The sequence below is a fragment of the Marisediminitalea lipolytica genome (genome assembly GCF_001758465.1).
Classification (GTDB): Bacteria; Pseudomonadota; Gammaproteobacteria; order Enterobacterales; family Alteromonadaceae; genus Alteromonas; species Alteromonas lipolytica.
The window spans coordinates 18172-35216 of sequence record NZ_MJIC01000011.1; the positions used below are offsets into that span (position 1 = coordinate 18172).

General features: G+C 42.8%; 18 protein-coding genes and 2 pseudogenes. 5 read left to right on the forward strand and 15 right to left on the reverse strand.

Translation table 11 applies throughout. The annotated features are described in order from the left end of the window. The first annotated feature begins 19 nt into the window (after positions 1 to 19). The 4 genes and pseudogenes from BFC17_RS09875 to BFC17_RS09895 form a co-directional block, all read left to right on the forward strand. Positions 20 to 1615, forward strand: a complete 1596-nt coding sequence (locus BFC17_RS09875; protein WP_070176320.1) for an aldolase catalytic domain-containing protein — start codon at positions 20 to 22, stop codon at positions 1613 to 1615. 1 nt (position 1616) lies between these two features. Next, positions 1617 to 2366: a 3-deoxy-manno-octulosonate cytidylyltransferase gene (locus tag BFC17_RS09880; protein ID WP_070176321.1), complete on the forward strand. Its 750-nt coding sequence runs from the start codon at positions 1617 to 1619 to the stop codon at positions 2364 to 2366. Further along, positions 2363 to 3019 (forward strand): HAD family hydrolase, encoded by a 657-nt coding sequence (locus tag BFC17_RS09885; RefSeq protein ID WP_070176322.1) that lies wholly within the window; start codon positions 2363 to 2365, stop codon positions 3017 to 3019. Before BFC17_RS09880 ends, BFC17_RS09885 begins: the two co-directional genes overlap by 4 nt. Positions 3020 to 3105: 86 nt before the next feature. Then, positions 3106 to 3935 (forward strand): annotated as a pseudogene (locus BFC17_RS09895) (IS3 family transposase); the annotation flags it as partial. Positions 3936 to 3950: 15 nt separating this feature from the next. Here BFC17_RS09895 and BFC17_RS09900 read toward each other — a convergent pair. After that, positions 3951 to 5059, reverse strand: a protein-coding gene (locus BFC17_RS09900) for an IS3 family transposase (RefSeq protein WP_139142053.1) whose coding sequence is annotated in 2 segments (ribosomal slippage) — positions 3951 to 4807 and positions 4807 to 5059 — 1110 coding nt in all. Because the reading frame shifts where the segments join, the coding sequence is not laid out codon by codon here. Positions 5060 to 5128: 69 nt separating this feature from the next. Here BFC17_RS09900 and BFC17_RS09910 point away from each other — a divergent pair. Next, positions 5129 to 5386 (forward strand): annotated as a pseudogene (locus tag BFC17_RS09910) (integrase core domain-containing protein); the annotation flags it as partial. A 7-nt stretch (positions 5387 to 5393) separates the two neighbouring features. On the opposite strand, the gene BFC17_RS09915 reads toward BFC17_RS09910, so the two are convergent. The 14 genes from BFC17_RS09915 to rpmD form a co-directional block, all read right to left on the reverse strand. Continuing rightward, the gene (locus tag BFC17_RS09915; protein ID WP_070176327.1) at positions 5394 to 6344 is read right to left on the reverse strand and encodes an acyltransferase; all 951 of its coding nucleotides are present in this window, start codon (positions 6342 to 6344) and stop codon (positions 5394 to 5396) included. 3 nt (positions 6345 to 6347) lie between these two features. Then, positions 6348 to 7445 carry a hypothetical protein gene (locus tag BFC17_RS09920; RefSeq protein WP_070176328.1) on the reverse strand — a complete coding sequence of 366 codons (1098 nt, stop codon included), beginning with the start codon at positions 7443 to 7445 and terminating at the stop codon, positions 6348 to 6350. 15 nt (positions 7446 to 7460) lie between these two features. Beyond that, positions 7461 to 8696 (reverse strand): glycosyltransferase family 2 protein, encoded by a 1236-nt coding sequence (locus tag BFC17_RS09925; RefSeq protein ID WP_083271678.1) that lies wholly within the window; start codon positions 8694 to 8696, stop codon positions 7461 to 7463. 17 nt (positions 8697 to 8713) lie between these two features. Then, entirely contained in the window at positions 8714 to 10645 is a 1932-nt protein-coding gene (locus BFC17_RS09930) for a rhamnan synthesis F family protein (protein ID WP_070176330.1), read from the reverse strand. Between the two features lie 2 nt (positions 10646 to 10647). Next, positions 10648 to 11688 (reverse strand): hypothetical protein, encoded by a 1041-nt coding sequence (locus tag BFC17_RS09935; protein ID WP_070176331.1) that lies wholly within the window; start codon positions 11686 to 11688, stop codon positions 10648 to 10650. A 245-nt stretch (positions 11689 to 11933) separates the two neighbouring features. Beyond that, entirely contained in the window at positions 11934 to 12335 is a 402-nt protein-coding gene (gene rplQ, locus BFC17_RS09940; RefSeq protein ID WP_070176332.1) for a 50S ribosomal protein L17, read from the reverse strand. A 40-nt stretch (positions 12336 to 12375) separates the two neighbouring features. Next, a complete protein-coding gene (locus tag BFC17_RS09945) occupies positions 12376 to 13365 on the reverse strand; it encodes a DNA-directed RNA polymerase subunit alpha (RefSeq protein ID WP_070176333.1) in 990 nt (329 codons plus the stop codon). A 19-nt stretch (positions 13366 to 13384) separates the two neighbouring features. Continuing rightward, positions 13385 to 14005 (reverse strand): 30S ribosomal protein S4, encoded by a 621-nt coding sequence (gene rpsD / locus BFC17_RS09950; RefSeq protein WP_070176334.1) that lies wholly within the window; start codon positions 14003 to 14005, stop codon positions 13385 to 13387. A gap of 24 nt (positions 14006 to 14029) precedes the next feature. After that, positions 14030 to 14422: a 30S ribosomal protein S11 gene (gene rpsK / locus BFC17_RS09955; RefSeq protein WP_012519215.1), complete on the reverse strand. Its 393-nt coding sequence runs from the start codon at positions 14420 to 14422 to the stop codon at positions 14030 to 14032. Between the two features lie 16 nt (positions 14423 to 14438). Continuing rightward, a complete protein-coding gene (gene rpsM / locus BFC17_RS09960; RefSeq protein ID WP_070176335.1) occupies positions 14439 to 14795 on the reverse strand; it encodes a 30S ribosomal protein S13 in 357 nt (118 codons plus the stop codon). A gap of 164 nt (positions 14796 to 14959) precedes the next feature. Then, a complete protein-coding gene (gene rpmJ, locus BFC17_RS09965) occupies positions 14960 to 15076 on the reverse strand; it encodes a 50S ribosomal protein L36 (RefSeq protein ID WP_070176336.1) in 117 nt (38 codons plus the stop codon). A 25-nt stretch (positions 15077 to 15101) separates the two neighbouring features. After that, complete coding sequence (secY, locus tag BFC17_RS09970) at positions 15102 to 16421, reverse strand: preprotein translocase subunit SecY (protein ID WP_070176337.1); 1320 nt, start codon at positions 16419 to 16421, stop codon at positions 15102 to 15104. A gap of 5 nt (positions 16422 to 16426) precedes the next feature. Further along, a complete protein-coding gene (gene rplO / locus BFC17_RS09975; protein WP_070176338.1) occupies positions 16427 to 16861 on the reverse strand; it encodes a 50S ribosomal protein L15 in 435 nt (144 codons plus the stop codon). A gap of 3 nt (positions 16862 to 16864) precedes the next feature. Then, positions 16865 to 17044, reverse strand: a complete 180-nt coding sequence (gene rpmD, locus BFC17_RS09980) for a 50S ribosomal protein L30 (protein WP_014950907.1) — start codon at positions 17042 to 17044, stop codon at positions 16865 to 16867. Between the last annotated feature and the right edge of the window lies 1 nt (position 17045).

Sequence of the window (17045 nt, forward strand, 5' to 3'; positions counted from 1 at the left end):
TAGGAACTAAAATTTTTTCATGCTTATTTTAGATTGTACACTTCGAGACGGTGGCTATTATAATAGCTGGAACTTCCCGGCTAATGTAGTAGCTGATTACTTGAATGCAATGTCTGCTGCAAAAGTTGACATTGTTGAACTAGGCCTTCGCTCCCTTAAAAACTCAGAGTTTAAAGGCGCATCAGCCTATACTACTGACGAATACATTTCTTCCTTGAATGTTCCAGAATCTCTCGATGTAGCGGTAATGGTTAACGCATCAGAACTAGTCGGAAAAACGCCATTAGATGAAACTCTGTCTATCCTGTTTCCAAATGACTCTAATTCCTCTCCTGTCAAAGTAGTAAGAATTGCATGTCACGTACATGAATTTGAATCAGCGCTCCCCGCCGCTACATTGTTAAAGGACAAAGGATTTAAAGTCGGCTTTAATTTAATGCAAGTTGCCGACCGTTCTCAGCATGAAGTTGAAAATTTGGCCAAAGCTGCGTCTGAATATGACATTGATGCACTTTATTTTGCAGATTCTATGGGAAGTATGGACCCAGCCCAATGTAAAACTATTATCACATGGCTACAGAAATATTGGGACGGCGCTATAGGTATTCACACTCATGACAATATGGGCAAAGCGCTACAAAACACCTTAACAGCTATAGATGCAGGTGTTACTTGGTTAGATGCGACTGTAACAGGTATGGGGCGAGGACCTGGAAACGCAAGAACAGAAGAGCTAGCAATTGAAGTATCCAGCCTAAAGGGCGAGCAAGTAAATCTGGTTCCTTTGTTGTCTCTTATAAAAAGCTACTTTCAGCCGCTTAAAAATGAGTGTGGATGGGGCTCAAACCCGTATTATTATCTTTCTGGAAAATATGGAATTCATCCCACTTTTGTCCAAGAAATGTTATCGGATCCACGTTTCGATGAAGAAGATATACTGGCGACTCTCGAACACTTAAGAATCGAAGGTGGCTCTAAATTTAGTCATGATACTTTGGACGCTACCCGTAACTTTTATGCAAACCCTCCCAAAGGCAGTTGGGAGCCAAAGACAGCCTTATCTGGAAAAGATGTGCTTATCTTGGGTGCAGGGCAAGGACTAACTGAACATAGCGCTGCCGTTCAGAGTTATATCGATAAATATAAGCCAGTAGTGATAGCAATGAACACTCAATCAGTTTTAACAGAAGATAAAATTGACCTAAGAATTGCTAGCCACCCAGTAAGATTATTAGCTGATTGTGAAAAGCATGCTAAGCTTCCTCAACCACTAATAGTGCCGCGTGATGCTTTACCAGCGGATGTTTTGGAATCTCTGGGTGACAAGCATTGTCTAAACTTCGGTTTACAGGTAAGCGGAAATGAATTTATAGTGAATCCCGCAGATGCAGTCTTACCTAATTCTTTAGTTATCAGTTATGCGCTGGCTGTAGCAGCTTCGGGGAACTGTAATCAAATTTACTTAGCTGGCTTTGATGGATTTGGCGCTTCTGACAATCGCACCCAAGAAATGCAGAAGGTGTTTAATTTATTTACAGAAAAAACTGGTCTGTCATTGATATCTATCACCAACAGTACTTATGACATCCCTTCGCTCTCGGTTTATGGGTTATAAGATGCAAAAGAATAATACTGCAGCCGTAGTCATTCCAGCAAGATACGAATCAACACGTTACCCTGGTAAACCGTTAGTGAAGTTACTAGGAAAACCTATGATCATCTGGGTAGCTGAATTATCAGCTAAAGCTGTAGGTCAGGAAAGCGTTTATATAGCTACTGATGACGATCGAATAAAAGAAGCTGTCGAATCCGAAGGCTATAATGTTGTTATGACTGGCCCCGCTCTAACTGGTACAGATCGCCTTGCAGAAGCTGCGGAAAGTATAGACGCAGACATTATTATTAATGTACAGGGAGATGAGCCTTTAGTTAACCCTGAGGATATTAAGAAGGTCATCAACGCCAAGCTACAGTCCCCTGATACAATCATAAATGGCTTCAGTTACCTCAATGAGAGTGAAGACCCGCATAATGTCAATATTCCCAAGGTTATAACTACCGAAGATAATAATTTGGTATATATGTCGCGCTTAGCAGTTCCCGGCTTTAAAGAATCAAAAAATGCTCCAAGTTCATATAAAAAGCAGGTTTGCATTTACGCTTTTAGTAAACCTGAACTTGAACAATATAGAAATTTCGGCAGGAAAAGTGCGCTTGAAAGTTGTGAAGATATCGAAATACTGCGCTTTCTCGAGTTTGGAACGCAAATTAAGATGGTTGAAACCAGACCCGGTAGCTATGCTGTAGATGCACCAGAGGATGTTGCGATTGTTGAAAATGAATTATCAAAACTGTTAGGCCAATGAAAGTAGATATCACTAAATATGACACCATCGCATTCGACTGCGATGGTGTTATCCTCGATTCAAATAAGGTGAAAACTGATGCCTTTTATCATGCGATGGAGCCTCTCAGCAAAGAGGCTGCCATTGCAATACGGGATTATCATGTCAAAAATGGCGGTATATCACGCTTCAAAAAGTTTGAATGGGCAATCAAACAATATTTGAATGATCTGGAATACCAACCCACCTATGAGAGGCTACTCGATAGTTATGCTAAAGAAGTTGAGAGCGGACTTTTAAATTGTCAAATTAATCCTGCTTTAGATGCTCTCAAAGAGTCGACTCAGCACGCCAACTGGCTCGTAGTTTCGGGAGGAGCACAAGTTGAATTAAGAGATGTTTTTGAGCGGAGAAATCTAACTCAGTTTTTCTCAGAGGGAATATATGGTAGCCCAGACAGTAAAGATGTAATATTTTCCCGAGAGCTGTCATTAGGCACAATCTCTGGAAAATCTCTATTTATTGGAGACAGTAAGTATGATTATATTTCGTCTAATCGAGCTGGATTAGATTTTGTATTTGTAAGTGAGTGGACTGAAGTGCAAGATTGGAGAGAGTTCTGCTGTGAAAATAACATTCCATCTGTAGATTCTTTATCTGAATTAATAATATAAGATTAACTTTACTTTGTAATCCCCCCGGAAAATCGGAGCAGTTATAAGTAGAAAATTCCATTACACTAAACCAAAGGAGTTTTCTAATGCGAAAATCACGATACAGCGACAGTCAGATCTTAGCGATCCTGAAACAGAACGAGAACGGTGTCAGCGTTCCTGACTTATGTCGAGAGCATGGCATGAGTTCAGCCCAGTTTTACAAATGGCGAGCTAAGTTTGGCGGTATGGATGCTTCGTTGATGAAGCGGCTGAAGGAGCTTGAAGAAGAGAACAAGCGTCTCAAAAAGATGTATGCGGAAGAGCGATTGGTCGCTGAGATCCGCAAGGAAGCCCTTGAGGGAAAGTTGTAAAGCCATCTCAGCGCAAAGAGATGGCCGTTAACGCGGTGGTTCAACACAGTGTCAGCATTCGTTTGGCTTGCCGCAGTCTGGGTATCAGCGAAAGCTGTTACCACTATTGCGCCAGATTGAGCGGTGAGAACGCACTTGTCGCTGATTGGTTATTGCGACTGACCTACGCCAACAAGCAGTGGGGATTTGGGTTGTGCTTCCTGTATTTGCGCAATGTGAAAGGGTTCCGTTGGAACCACAAGCGTGTTTACCGGATTTACCGTGAGCTGGAGCTTAACCTACGAATTAAGCCTAAACGCCGTATTAAGCGGGATAAACCTGAAGCGTTGAGTGTGCCTGTCGCTATTAACCAAGTGTGGTCGATGGACTTTATGTCCGATAGCCTGATTGATGGGCGGACGCTGCGTACATTTAACGTCATTGACGATTATAATCGCGAAGGCTTAGCGATAGATGTCGATTTATCGATGCCTAGCTTGAGAGTTATCCGTTCATTAGAACAAGTGATTGAGTGGCGTGGCAAGCCCGCTGCTATTCGCTGTGACAATGGTCCTGAATACCTATTGTCCACTTCCCCTTTAATGGGACAGTTCTAAATTAGAGTTTTCCAGTTTTGCTTGGTAAGCTGCCGGAGGCAGGTTACCCAGACTTTCATGTGTTCTTTCTTCGTTATAATCCAAGCGCCAGAACCAGGCCATTTCTCTTACCTGATTGAGATTTTCAAACAAGTAGGCATCCAGAAACTCTCTGCGGAATGAACCGTTAAAGCGTTCAACAAAACCATTTTGCTGAGGTTTATCTGGCTGGATATATACCAGTTCAATATTATGGGTCTCACACCAATCTGTCAGTGTCGCCGAAATTAGCTCAGGGCCATTATCCATGCGCAGTTGAATTGGTAATCCTCGCTCAGCTTTAAGCTGTTCTAACACGCGTACGACACGGCCAGCGGGCAAAGACGTATCGACTTCGATGGCAAGACACTCTCGCGTTCCTTCATCCACGACATTCAGCGTTCGGAACCGTTTACCGCAGTACAAGGTGTCATGCATAAAATCCAACGCCCATTGGTGGTTTGCCTGATCCAGCACTTCTAAAGGCTGTGCAACCCGTTTGGGTAGTACCCGTTTAGTTCTGCGTTTCAGGTTTAATCCCATCTGGCAATACACGCGGTACACGCGCTTATGGTTGAACGGGAATCCTTTAAAACGCATCCGACCAAAACACTTCCAGAATCCTGCCCTTGGCGATTTCTTTAGTTCTGCATTGATAGCATCAATGACAGCAGCATCGGCTTTGCGCCAGTCTCGCTCAGGACAATAGAAAGTAGAGCGGCTAATGCCTACAAACAGACAAGCTTTAGCGATACTCAGTCCAGCCCTGGCCAATATGCTGACGCAATCTCGTTTTTCTGCTGTCACCAACCCTTTTTTGCGACCAATTCCTTAATCGCATTATTTTCCAAACTGACGTCAGCGAACATCTTTTTAAGCTTGGCATTTTCTTCTTCAAGCTCTTTCAATCGTTTGACGTCAGACGCTTCCATGCCGCCGTACTTCGACTTCCAATTATAGTAGGTTGCACTGCTGATACCGTGTTGACGGCACACTTCCTCAACTTTTCTACCAGCATCAACTTCTTTTAATATTGCGATGATCTGAGATTCTGTATAGCGTGATTTTTTCATAGTCGTCTCCTGCATTAATCATTGCAGAAAACTCCAATTAAGTCTGTCTCAGTTTAGGGGAAGTGGACACTATCAGGTGAATTGGTCACTTGGGCAAATAAGCACAAGATCACAATAATCTATATTCAGCCTGGCAAGCCTACTCAAAATGCCTATGTTGAGCGGTTTAATCGGACGGTCAGGCATGAATGGTTAAACATGTATGTCTTTGACAGTGTTGAACAGGCACAGATGTTAGCGACAGAATGGCTATGGAAATACAACAACGAACGACCTAATATGGCTATCGGTGGTATTCCACCCAAACAACTATTGAAAGCAGCTTAAGGAATTTCTACGAATAACTGCTGTTTAAAATGGGGGGATTACAAAACCTCACAAGTGTCATCTCGCTACGCGTGGTGGATAAATGTAGAGCCATTCCCACTTGCACATCATTAACAGTGAAGCCTATGATTGATGCACGCTGAGCTAAAGTTGGATTTTCCGCGCTAAGGTAATTTTTTACATCAGGCCGTTCATGAAAATCCAAAATCTTTGTCTTGACATTATCAACGACTTTAAACAAACCTGTAACTTCGTAGACACTGGCTATCCAACCATTGATTACACGTTTATTTTCATCTAGTAACCCGGTTCGCGGGAGGTCAATGCAATAATCTAATTGGCTAGATTTTTTTGCGATATTTGTTACTTCAAGCTTCAAATCACCAGCTTTGATTCGTGATCGAATCAGCCGTGCCGGTGTACCGCCGATAATCGAAAAATCAGGAAATGACTTGGTAACCACAGCACCAGCGGCAACTACACTATTAGCCCCTACAGAAACGCCGTCTACAATTGAAACACCGGCCCCTATCCATGTACCTTCGCCAATATCAATTCCTTTTGAAGTGATAGGTTGGTCTTTTATAAATTTATCAACACGTTCAAATCCGTGGTTAAAGCCAAATATTTGTACAGAGCTCGCAATTCGAACAGCATTTCCAATTTTTACGTTACCAATAATATTGGTTAATGGATTCACAGAAACATCGTTACCCATTGTGATATTGCCACGTAGAGTTACCTGAGATGCTATGCGAACATTCCTCCCCAAACGTGCGCTGTCGGTAAAAAAATTGCAGTCTGGAGCAATGTAACAATTAGGTCCGAAAGTAGCATTGGCATTGCGTGCAAGCACCTCTTTGATAATTTTTTGTTGTGGGAGTTCGGCAACGTTGGCTTCCCATGTTGCTACCGACAGCTTTTTGGCTTTCCACTCTTCATCTGTAAGGTTATGCAATGGCTACTTCCCCATTTTCCTCATTAGCTTGCTCAGCCACGATTTTTTTTGCTCTGGCATTTTATTGGTTACTAGAAGCTGCTGAAGTAAATCAAAATACTCTACATCTGAATTCGCGAGCTTCTTACTACCAATATGGTTTACTAGTTCACTTAGTAGTGATTTGTCGGTAGCGAGCAAATACTCGCCAACTTTAACAAGATGTTCCGGGTAAAGCTCTTGGTGTATATAACTAGCTCTGCTTTTTGCTTTCACATAATTGATAAGACTTTCATAGTTCTCGATAGGCGCTAATGTCTGTAATGCCTTTATTTTTTTAAGGCTTTGCTCTTGGTAACACTGATATGTATTAGCCGGGAGCAAGCTGTAAGCCCGGGTGTTACTTTTAAACCCCTGTAAACATTGATCAATGCGATGATCGAGGTCGCCAAGGCAAAATTTGTTAACCCAACGCTTGAATTCGAGACATTCGAAACTGTAAGACGAGTTAATTTTTTCACTTTGAGGGCCATAGCCTGTTGGTGGCTCTAAGTCGAGACATGATAATAAATCAGTAATGATATCGGTATTGAAAACCGTTGAATCACCGTAGGCCCGAAGACTAAACGTACGGTCTGAATAAATAGATACAAAATCAATCAATTCGTCCAAGTAACTTTTGGGTAATTGATTACGATGCGGCAACGGCATAGTCTGGCCATTACGTTTTACCGACTGATTATATAAAGATTCAATTAGCTCAAGATCAGCGCGAACATAGGCAATTAATTGAATGTCATATTGGTCTTTGTACTTTAAAAATTCTGGTATCTGATAAAAGAAAAACTCTGAACTAAGTAAGAGGCTGCTGCAATCAGTTTCATTGAACTCAGTTAACAGCTGTTGGAATTTAGCATGATTAAATCGAGTTCTTGTTGTTTGTGATAAACGCTCTAAAAACAAAGCTCTGTGGCCAGAGCTTACACTATTAGAGTCAAGTTCATGTTGAGGGTAATACACACCTTGATTCTTCAACCATTGCGAATGTGTATTTAACCAAAACTGGATTACTGACGTGCCGGTTTTCGGCGGCCCAACATGAATAAATAATTTTTTGTTCATTTAAATGTGACGAAGCTATTTGCTGGCAACTAAAGCGTAGTTGAAAACCTGTAAATGTCTACGCATATCAAACTCAAAGAACTCACCATCAAAATCAACGAAAGTACACAATTTCCCGAGCACTTCTTCACTATCATGAGACGAGATATTGGATATTTGAACCCTTGCAACGAACCCTAATGGTTCTCCCCTTACATTCAGCATTTCATTCACATCTTCTCTTACCTGCCGAGAAACAATTTCAAACCGGCCCCTGGTTTTATTATCTAACATTAAATAAATGTTGCTCACCGGTTTTGCATGACGGATTATTCCCCAGCCTGAAATGATGAGCTGATCTTGCTCAGTCTTAATATTATCGATTGACCCATTAAACGTTTTCAATTGCTTTTTAAATCCGTCGCCTGCGTCGCTAAACCCAAGGTTAGATGCCGTAGCCGATACGTCCTCTGCATAAGGCCAACCTTGCCCTAACTCTTTTAATTTCGTGATGAGAGAGGCGGAGTATATATGATTTAAACAAATTTGATTTGCAATAAAACGCTCTTCATCCTCGGTAAAGTAACGAACCAAATGAAACCCTTTACCACGATAGCTGGCCAGTGTTTCCAACGAAAAGTCTGGCACCCTGCCACGCAGTTTTTCTTCGGCATGCAAACGGGCTATTCGATAAGGCTTATTATGAAAATGAATATGTACTAATCCGGTACGCTTCTCAGCATCTGATTCTTTCACCTTACCCCAATGAAATCCCTGGTCAAGTGACTTAATCGTACCGTGTCTGAAAAAACACTTACGATAGGGTTGCTTGTTGTACCAGTAAGGGCTCACCGAAGAGTTATAAAACTGACTATCTATTAACAAGGTACCTTGTGTATTTTCATACTTAAGTAACTCTAACTGCAATGCGCTTTTATCGCAGCTAACAACACCTTCGTTATCAAGTGTTGCTAAAAATTCATCACAATCGATAAGCATGTAGTAATCGAAATTTGATTCTTGATCTAATCTTTTAATGAAATCACAAAAAATATCACCGCGATTTTCATAATCGTCTTTAGTAGTGTACTTCACTATGATATTACAACCTTTGGCTTTTGCTTTAGAAAGTTGTTCTTTTGTAATCGAACTCTCACTACCATTGTCAAAGATAAAAAGATTTTCATGCCCAACGAGGTAACTGTGATAAGCAATCCATTTGCTTAAAAGCTCTTCCTCATTTTTCTGCATCATTAAAATTGCTATTTTCATATACGCTTAATCTAACGTTACTCACCAAAGAACGGATAACGTCCTAAATTGCTTATTTGCGGTCCCCACTTCAGAATATCGCTTTCTGATGGAGTATCCATATCCAGTGATGCAAGACAACCAAAGCCGGCTAACTTCCATTTATCTATAGGATGTAAAATGTGTATATTCTGAAGTCCAAAGTCGCCACATATTTGGGCGTCGGAGCGCACATTGTCCCCCACGTGAATGTAGTTTTTAGAGGTCCCGCTGATTAACTCTTTAACATAAGTCCACATCGTACCGGCATCTTTACGTTTACCTAAATCAGAACTAACAAATAACCGGTAAGGCACAGCTATACCTATTTTACGGAGCATTGTCTCTACCTGTCGCTTTGTATAGTAGATATCAGTGATAAACCAGATTTCCTTTTTATTTAACGAAAGCTGCTTAACCATTTCGACCATCTCATCTTTTGGTAGCGCCATTTCCAAATCGTAATAAAACTCTTTATTCATCCAATCTAAGGCACATTCTTCTGAAATCTGACATTCTTTCGCTAGTTGCTGGTATACCTCGGTTATCGACACATCGCCTTCAAACGACTTTGTTTGCCGACAAGTTAACTCAGCTTTATTACGCGCTTCAACAAACGCTTCTGGCGAACTGAATACACCAATATGAGATAGCTCTTTACCTAGCAGATACTTAGCGTAATCTGGCTCACAGTATTTTCTTCGTAATACAGTGTCGAACACATCAAACGAAATAATATCAAAGTTGGATAAATCCCCCAGTAAAGAGGACGCAGGCTTGTAATAGCTGGTAGAGATTGAGGTTTTATCCTGAGTAAACCTTCCAAGCGGCGCGTAATAATAAAACTGCTCATACCCTTGTTTTTCAACCAGGGGGCCCAAAATGCGCTCCAGCGCATGAAGTTTGGAACCGTCATTCGGTAATGGTTCAGCGGGGAAATCTTCATACTGATAAGTTTTGTTTAGCAGAGGCTCAAGCGCTGCAGGCCTTGCCCAAAACATTCCACCAACGGGATATGTTAAGAAATTATCGCTGATATCCAGTCCCCACTCCGCGATAAATTCCTTTGCAAACGGTTTATTACAGGTCCAGTGATTGACCCATGCTGGCATCATCCAAAATGACGTTGGGTAATATAATCCCAACTCTTTGTGTTCATCAAATAAGCGTAATACGGATGAAGTAACATGTTTATCTTTTAGTAAAAACTGATTTTGGTAATCAAACCATTGTGTTTGCTCTCGACCACTGTAAAGGGACTTTTTGGAATGCAAGTGGCACATTAAATCGTACGCTAGCAACTCTTTACTGAAGTGTACTAAAAATGGCCCAAAGTTACGCCCACGATTCTCGCAAACGGTTACTTTGACGTTGTTGACTTTATTAATTTTTTTGAAGGTAGCTGAGGCATCATTAGCAATATCCTGTGTTGCCGCAGTAACAAACACATCCACCTCAGTAGGGAATTTTTCCAGACAACTGGCAAACTTAGCTACAAAGTCTGCATAAAAGATATGCAGGACAATAGCTATTTTTTGCTGTCGCCAGGTCGCACTCTCTTTTGGAATTAAATTATCTCGTGGCGTCCATCTTGGCAACGCCCTAGACCAGGCTCGGCCTTCATTACGCCCATGATACATATAATGCAGTAACGGTGAGAGCCCTGCATGATAAACGTCTACGTTACACCGTAGATAGGTTTCCGTATCAAATTCTGGTGATGGATTCACATTAGCGTAAGGGGATTTTTTTATATAATCCTTAAACGCTAACCAGTTGCTGGGGAACGAGCCATAGTGTTCCTGGTACCACTCTGGGTTAAACAGGCCAGACTTGATAGCAAGCTTATACGCCTTTGCTAAAGATGGGTAAGCTAGCCCTTCTATTTTAGTTTGGAGTCCTCTAGCGAGATTTTTAAAATTTCTTTTCATAGTTATAAACCAAAAAACTGCATTGAGTTGACGTTACCAAAACCAGAAATCGCATCATCAAATTCGAATAGTGGCCAACTAGCGCTTGGCAGCAGGTTTCTTTTGGAGACGTATTGCTCATAGAGAAATTCAATCTCTTCTACTTTAAAGGTCACATTACTTTTATGAAAATGTGTAACAGCTTCCAGTGCCCCGTCAAAAACGAGTGATAATTTTTCAAAATGATGCTGCGTGAAGTTGCGCTTACCAAAAGAAAAAATGAAATCACCTTCTTTAAATGGCGACTCTAAAATGTCAATGAATTGGCCATCGGGCGATGTAAACAACGACTCCATAAACATCGAGCGATCCAGCATTGTATAACCACCGCCCATCTTCACTTTGTCTTTGAATGCAAAATTCATATTTGCCTTAAAGTGCCCAGCTGTAGTTTTACTACTATCCGTTGTAATGAAATAGAATCCATTGGTGTCGCTATTTAGCAGCAAACTAAGTAATTTCTGGATTGTTCCTGAATAGCCAACATCTAACAAAACGGCTTTATTGGCGGTTTCTTTTGTCAAATTGACTGATGCTAAATAGTCTAAATAAGCCTTTTTAGTCGGCTCCACTAAACTCTTAATTATCTCTAAGTTAGCTTTAATTAACTTTTCGAGCTTTGGCATGTCATCTGGTACAACGATTTCATTATCCAGCTCATCTTCAGGAATTATCTGATTTACTTGTTCCAGTGTAAATCCGAACCTAGCTATAAAAAAATCGCGAGTTGAGCCTTCATAACCGTGTCCGAGTGACAGTGGCCATGAAGCTTTATCTGAAAGCAAAATTCTGAATAGAAACGTACGGGATGCGTATAGATAGTGCGTTTCTAACTGAGGGGAGATAATTTCCAGCCCTTTCTGAAGGATATATCCTTCTCTTGCCAGACAATAGATTTTTTTAGTGTCTTCATCGAGTGAGGCGACCACTTTCGATAAATAACTATGCAGTAGCGGGCCACAAAAGTTATACCCGAATTCCTTTAAAGATACTGACTCTACCATGCCTTGTGGATTTACTCTTTTAGTTGCTTTTAGCGGAAACAGTGGTTTCTGCGGTAAACACGAATCCTAACATTTAGTATAGAGTTTGTCTTGAAACTCATGCCAATTTTTATCTCTCCTCTGCATGAAAAATTTCAAGAATGTAAGCCAGTGCATAACGAAGTTCGGAAACAAAAAACCCGCCATAAGGCGGGTTTTTTAGCGAACTACACTAGCGCAAGGCTAATCTAGCATCGAGTAATTGCTTACTCTTCAGTTGCTTCTACTGCTTCTTCTTCAGCTTCTACAACCGGGCGGTCAACTAACTCAACGTATGCCATAGGCGCGTTGTCGCCAGCACGGAAACCGCATTTTAAAATGCGAAGATAACCGCCTGGGCGAGTTTCGTAACGAGGACCAAGCTCGTTGAACAGTTTACCTACTACTTCTTTATCACCAGTGCGAGCCATAGCTAAACGGCGGTTTGCAACGCTGTCTTGCTTAGCCAGAGTGATAAGAGGCTCAATTACGCGACGTAATTCTTTCGCTTTTGGTAACGTCGTTTTGATCACTTCGTGCTTGACCAAAGAACCGGCCATGTTTTTGAACATAGCTTGACGATGGCTGCTGTTGCGATTCAACTGACGACCACTCTTACGATGGCGCATAGTTTTATCCTTCTAAAAAATCAGTTTCTTTTAAACCTGATTAATCTTTTTCAGCGATGCTCTCAGGTGGCCAGTTTTCCAGGCGCATGCCCAGAGAAAGTCCACGTGAAGCGAGAACATCTTTGATCTCAGTTAGCGATTTCTTACCTAAGTTAGGAGTTTTAAGTAACTCAACTTCGGTACGCTGAACCAGGTCACCAATATACTGGATAGCTTCTGCTTTCAGACAGTTAGCAGAACGTACTGTTAATTCCAGGTCATCAACCGGACGCAGCAGAATAGGATCGAACTCAGGTTTCTCTTCTTTCTGCACTGGCTCAGAGATATCACGCAGTTCAACAAACGCATCCAGCTGTTCAGCCAGGATGGTTGCGCTACGACGGATGGCTTCTTCAGGATCTAAAGTACCATTCGTTTCCATATCAATGATCAGTTTGTCCAGGTCGGTACGCTGTTCTACACGCGCAGATTCTACGGTGTAAGCAATACGCTCAACTGGGCTGTATGATGCATCTACTAATAAACGACCAATTGGACGATCATCTTCTTCAGAGGAACGACGAGTTGACGCTGGTACGTAACCACGACCCATTTCTACTTTAATGCGCATGCTGATTTCAGCTTCGCCGGTTAAAGTACAAATGACGTGCTCAGGGTTAACGATTTCTACGTCACCATCATGCTGGATATCACCAGCTACAACAGGGCCAGCGCCAGATTTCACCAGAGTCAGAGTCGCTTCGTTTTTGCCTTCTAAGCGAACCGCTAAACCTTTAAGGTTCAACAAGATTTCGATTACATCTTCTTGAACACCTTCTTTGGTGCTGTACTCGTGAAGGACGCCATCGATCTCAACTTCTGTTACTGCACATCCAGGCATGGACGACAGTAAGATGCGACGTAAGGCGTTACCTAAAGTGTGGCCAAAACCACGCTCCAGGGGTTCCAAAGTTACTTTGGCACGAGTAGGAGAAACGTTTTCGATCTCAACTAATCTCGGTTTAAGGAATTCAGTCACAGAACCCACAATGCTTCCTCTTTAGTTAGCTTTACTTAGAGTAAAGTTCGACGATCAACTGTTCGTTAATTTCGGCAGACAAGTCAGTTCTTTCAGGAACACGCTTGAACGTACCTTCCATTTTGTTGCTGTCTACTTCAATCCAGGTTGGCTTCTCACGCTGTTCAGCCAGTTCCAAAGCAGCCGCGATACGCGCTTGCTTTTTAGCTTTTTCACGAACAGAAACCACGTCTTCGGCAGTAACGTTAAACGATGGAATGTTTACCACTTTGCCATTAACTAAAATAGCTTTGTGGCTAACCAGCTGACGCGCTTCTGCACGAGTGCTGGCGAATCCCATACGATAAACTACGTTATCAAGACGCTGCTCAAGAAGTTGCAACAGGTTTTCACCAGTGTTGCCTTTCAGACGAGCCGCTTCTTTATAGTAGTTACGGAATTGCTTTTCTAAAATGCCGTACATACGACGGACTTTTTGCTTTTCACGCAGCTGCACACCGTAGTCAGACAGACGACCACGACGGGCACCGTGTTGACCAGGCGCAGTTTCGATTTTACATTTAGAATCGATTGCGCGAACGCCGCTCTTAAGGAACAGATCAGTTCCTTCACGACGGCTAAGCTTGAGTTTTGGACCCAAATATCTTGCCATGTTCTTTCTCCAACTGTCCGTCGATTAAACGCGACGTTTTTTCGGTGGACGACAACCGTTGTGAGGGATAGGCGTCACATCGGTAATGTTTGTGATCTTGTAACCTGTAGCGTTCAGGGCACGGATCGCAGACTCACGGCCTGGACCTGGACCTTTAACGAAAACTTCAAGGTTTTTCAGACCGTATTCTTGCGCGGCTACGCCGGCACGCTCAGCAGCTACCTGTGCAGCAAATGGGGTAGATTTACGTGAACCACGGAAACCTGAACCACCAGAAGTTGCCCATGCAAGTGCGTTGCCTGAACGATCTGTGATAGTCACAATTGTGTTATTGAAAGACGCATGGATATGAGCCATACCGTCTGCAACCTGACGTTTAGCGCGCTTACGCGTGCTACGAGCTGGTGCTTTTGCCATAACTTATACTCCCCGTTTACTTCTTAATTGGCTTACGAGGACCTTTACGGGTACGCGCATTAGTTTTAGTGCGCTGACCACGTAGAGGCAAGCTACGACGGTGGCGAATACCACGGAAGCAACCCAGGTCCATCAAACGTTTGATGCTCATAGAAACTTCACGACGTAAGTCACCTTCTACAGTGAATAACGCCACTTGTTCACGAAGCTTCTCGATTGTAGCTTCATCAAGCTCTTTGATTTTTGTATCTTCTGCAACACCAGCGCCTGCACAAATGCTTTTCGCACGTGTAGGACCAACGCCGAAGATTGCCTGAAGGGCGATCACAGCGTGCTTGTGCTCAGGAATGTTAATGCCAGCGATACGGGCCATTAACAGCACTCCTCTTAATTATAGTCGACGGCCTAAAAAGCCCGATAGGATACTTACCCGTCGAACAAATTGCAAATAAAAGGTGATTAATTCATCTGCGCCGAAAGCAGAACCTGATGTCAGGTTCTGCTTACAGTTATTAACAAATCATTCACCGCGTTAGATTAGCCTTGACGCTGCTTATGCTTAGGGTCAGAGCTGCAAATCACACGCACAACACCGTTGCGCTTAATGATTTTACAGTTACGGCAAATCGTTTTTACTGATGCACGAACTTTCATTACATCACTCCGTAGTAGGCTTATCTTAGCGGCCGTAGCCTTTAAGATTCGCTTTCTTCAGAACAGACTCATACTGACTTGACATCAAATGTGTCTGCACCTGTGCCATAAAGTCCATGATAACAACCACGATAATTAACAGTGACGTTCCACCGAAGTAGAAAGGCACGTTCCACGCGATCAACATGAACTCGGGCACTAAACAAATAAAGGTTATGTATAGAGCGCCAGCAAGTGTCAGGCGAGTCATTACCTTATCGATATAACGTGACGTTTGCTCACCCGGGCGGATGCCTGGGATGAATGCGCCGGATTTCTTCAGGTTGTCTGCTGTATCACGCGGGTTAAATACCAGCGCGGTATAGAAGAAGCAGAAGAAGATAATCGCAACTGCATATAACATCACGTACAACGGCTGACCAGGCGACAGTAGCAGTGCTACGTCCTGTAACCAGGCCATTGATTCATTTTGTCCGAACCAGCCCGCAATGGTACCAGGGAACAGAATGATACTGGAAGCAAAGATTGGTGGGATAACCCCGGCCATATTAACTTTCAGCGGTAAATGGGTGCTTTGTGCAGCATAAACCTTACGGCCTTGCTGACGTTTTGCATAGTTTACCACGATACGACGCTGGGCGCGTTCTACAAACACAACCAGGTACGTTAAGCCAACTACAATGGCGCCAATCAACAGCAGTAACAACATATTGATGTCACCCTGTCTTGCTTGTTCCGCAGTCTGACCTATCGCTGTTGGCAGACCGGCAACAATACCAGCAAATATCAAAATAGAGATACCGTTACCGATACCTCGTTCGGTAATTTGTTCACCTAACCACATCAGGAACATTGTCCCGGTGACTAAGCTTACTACCGCAGTAAAGTAAAATCCGAAGCCAGGATTAATCACCAAACCATTAATCAGGTTAGGCAGGCCGGTAGCAATACCGATAGACTGGAAGGTGGCCAGTACCAGCGTTAAATAACGCGTATACTGACTAATCTTACGTCTGCCTGCTTCACCTTCTTTTTTCAGCTCAACCATTGGCGGATGCACAACAGAGAGCAACTGCATAATAATTGATGCAGTAATGTAAGGCATAATCCCCAAAGCCAGAACTGATGCACGCTCAAGCGCACCACCGGAGAACATGTTGAACATTTCTACGATGGTACCTTTTTGTTGCTCGAACAACTGCGACAGCACTGCGGCATCGATACCAGGAATAGGCACGTATGACCCTAACCGGAATACTACAATTGCTCCGAGTACGAACAACAATCTTGCTTTAAGCTCACTCAAGCCGCTTTTCGCGCCCGAATCCAATCCTGGTTTCGCCATTTAGCTTATTCCTCTACTTTACCGCCAGCAGCTTCGATCGCTTCCTTGGCACCTTTAGTAACCTTCAACCCGCTAACAGTAACAGCGCGTGATACTTCACCGCTCTTCATTACTTTAACAAACAGAACGTCTTTCTTAATCAGACCAGCTGCTTTTAAAGTTTCTAAAGTTACTGTTTCACCTTCAACCTTAGCGATTTCAGTCAGTGTTACCTGATCGGTAACAAAGCTCTTACGAGACGTGAAACCAAACTTAGGCAGACGGCGCTGAATAGGCATCTGACCACCTTCGAAGCCTGGCTTGATAGAACCACCTGAACGGCTGGTTTGGCCTTTATGACCACGACCACCGGTTTTACCAAGACCAGAACCGATACCACGACCTACGCGCTTAGCGCTTGGCTTTGATCCTTCGGCAGGAGAAATTGTGTTTAAACGCATATCTTACTCCTCCACGATCTCAACCATGTAATATACACGGTTGATCATGCCACGAACGGCTGGGGTATCTTCGAGTTCACGAACATGGTTGATTTTACGCAGGCCTAAACCTTTAAGCGTCGCTTTGTGCTTTGGCAGACGGCCAATTGCACTTTTAGTTTGCTTTACTTTAATCGTTGCCATG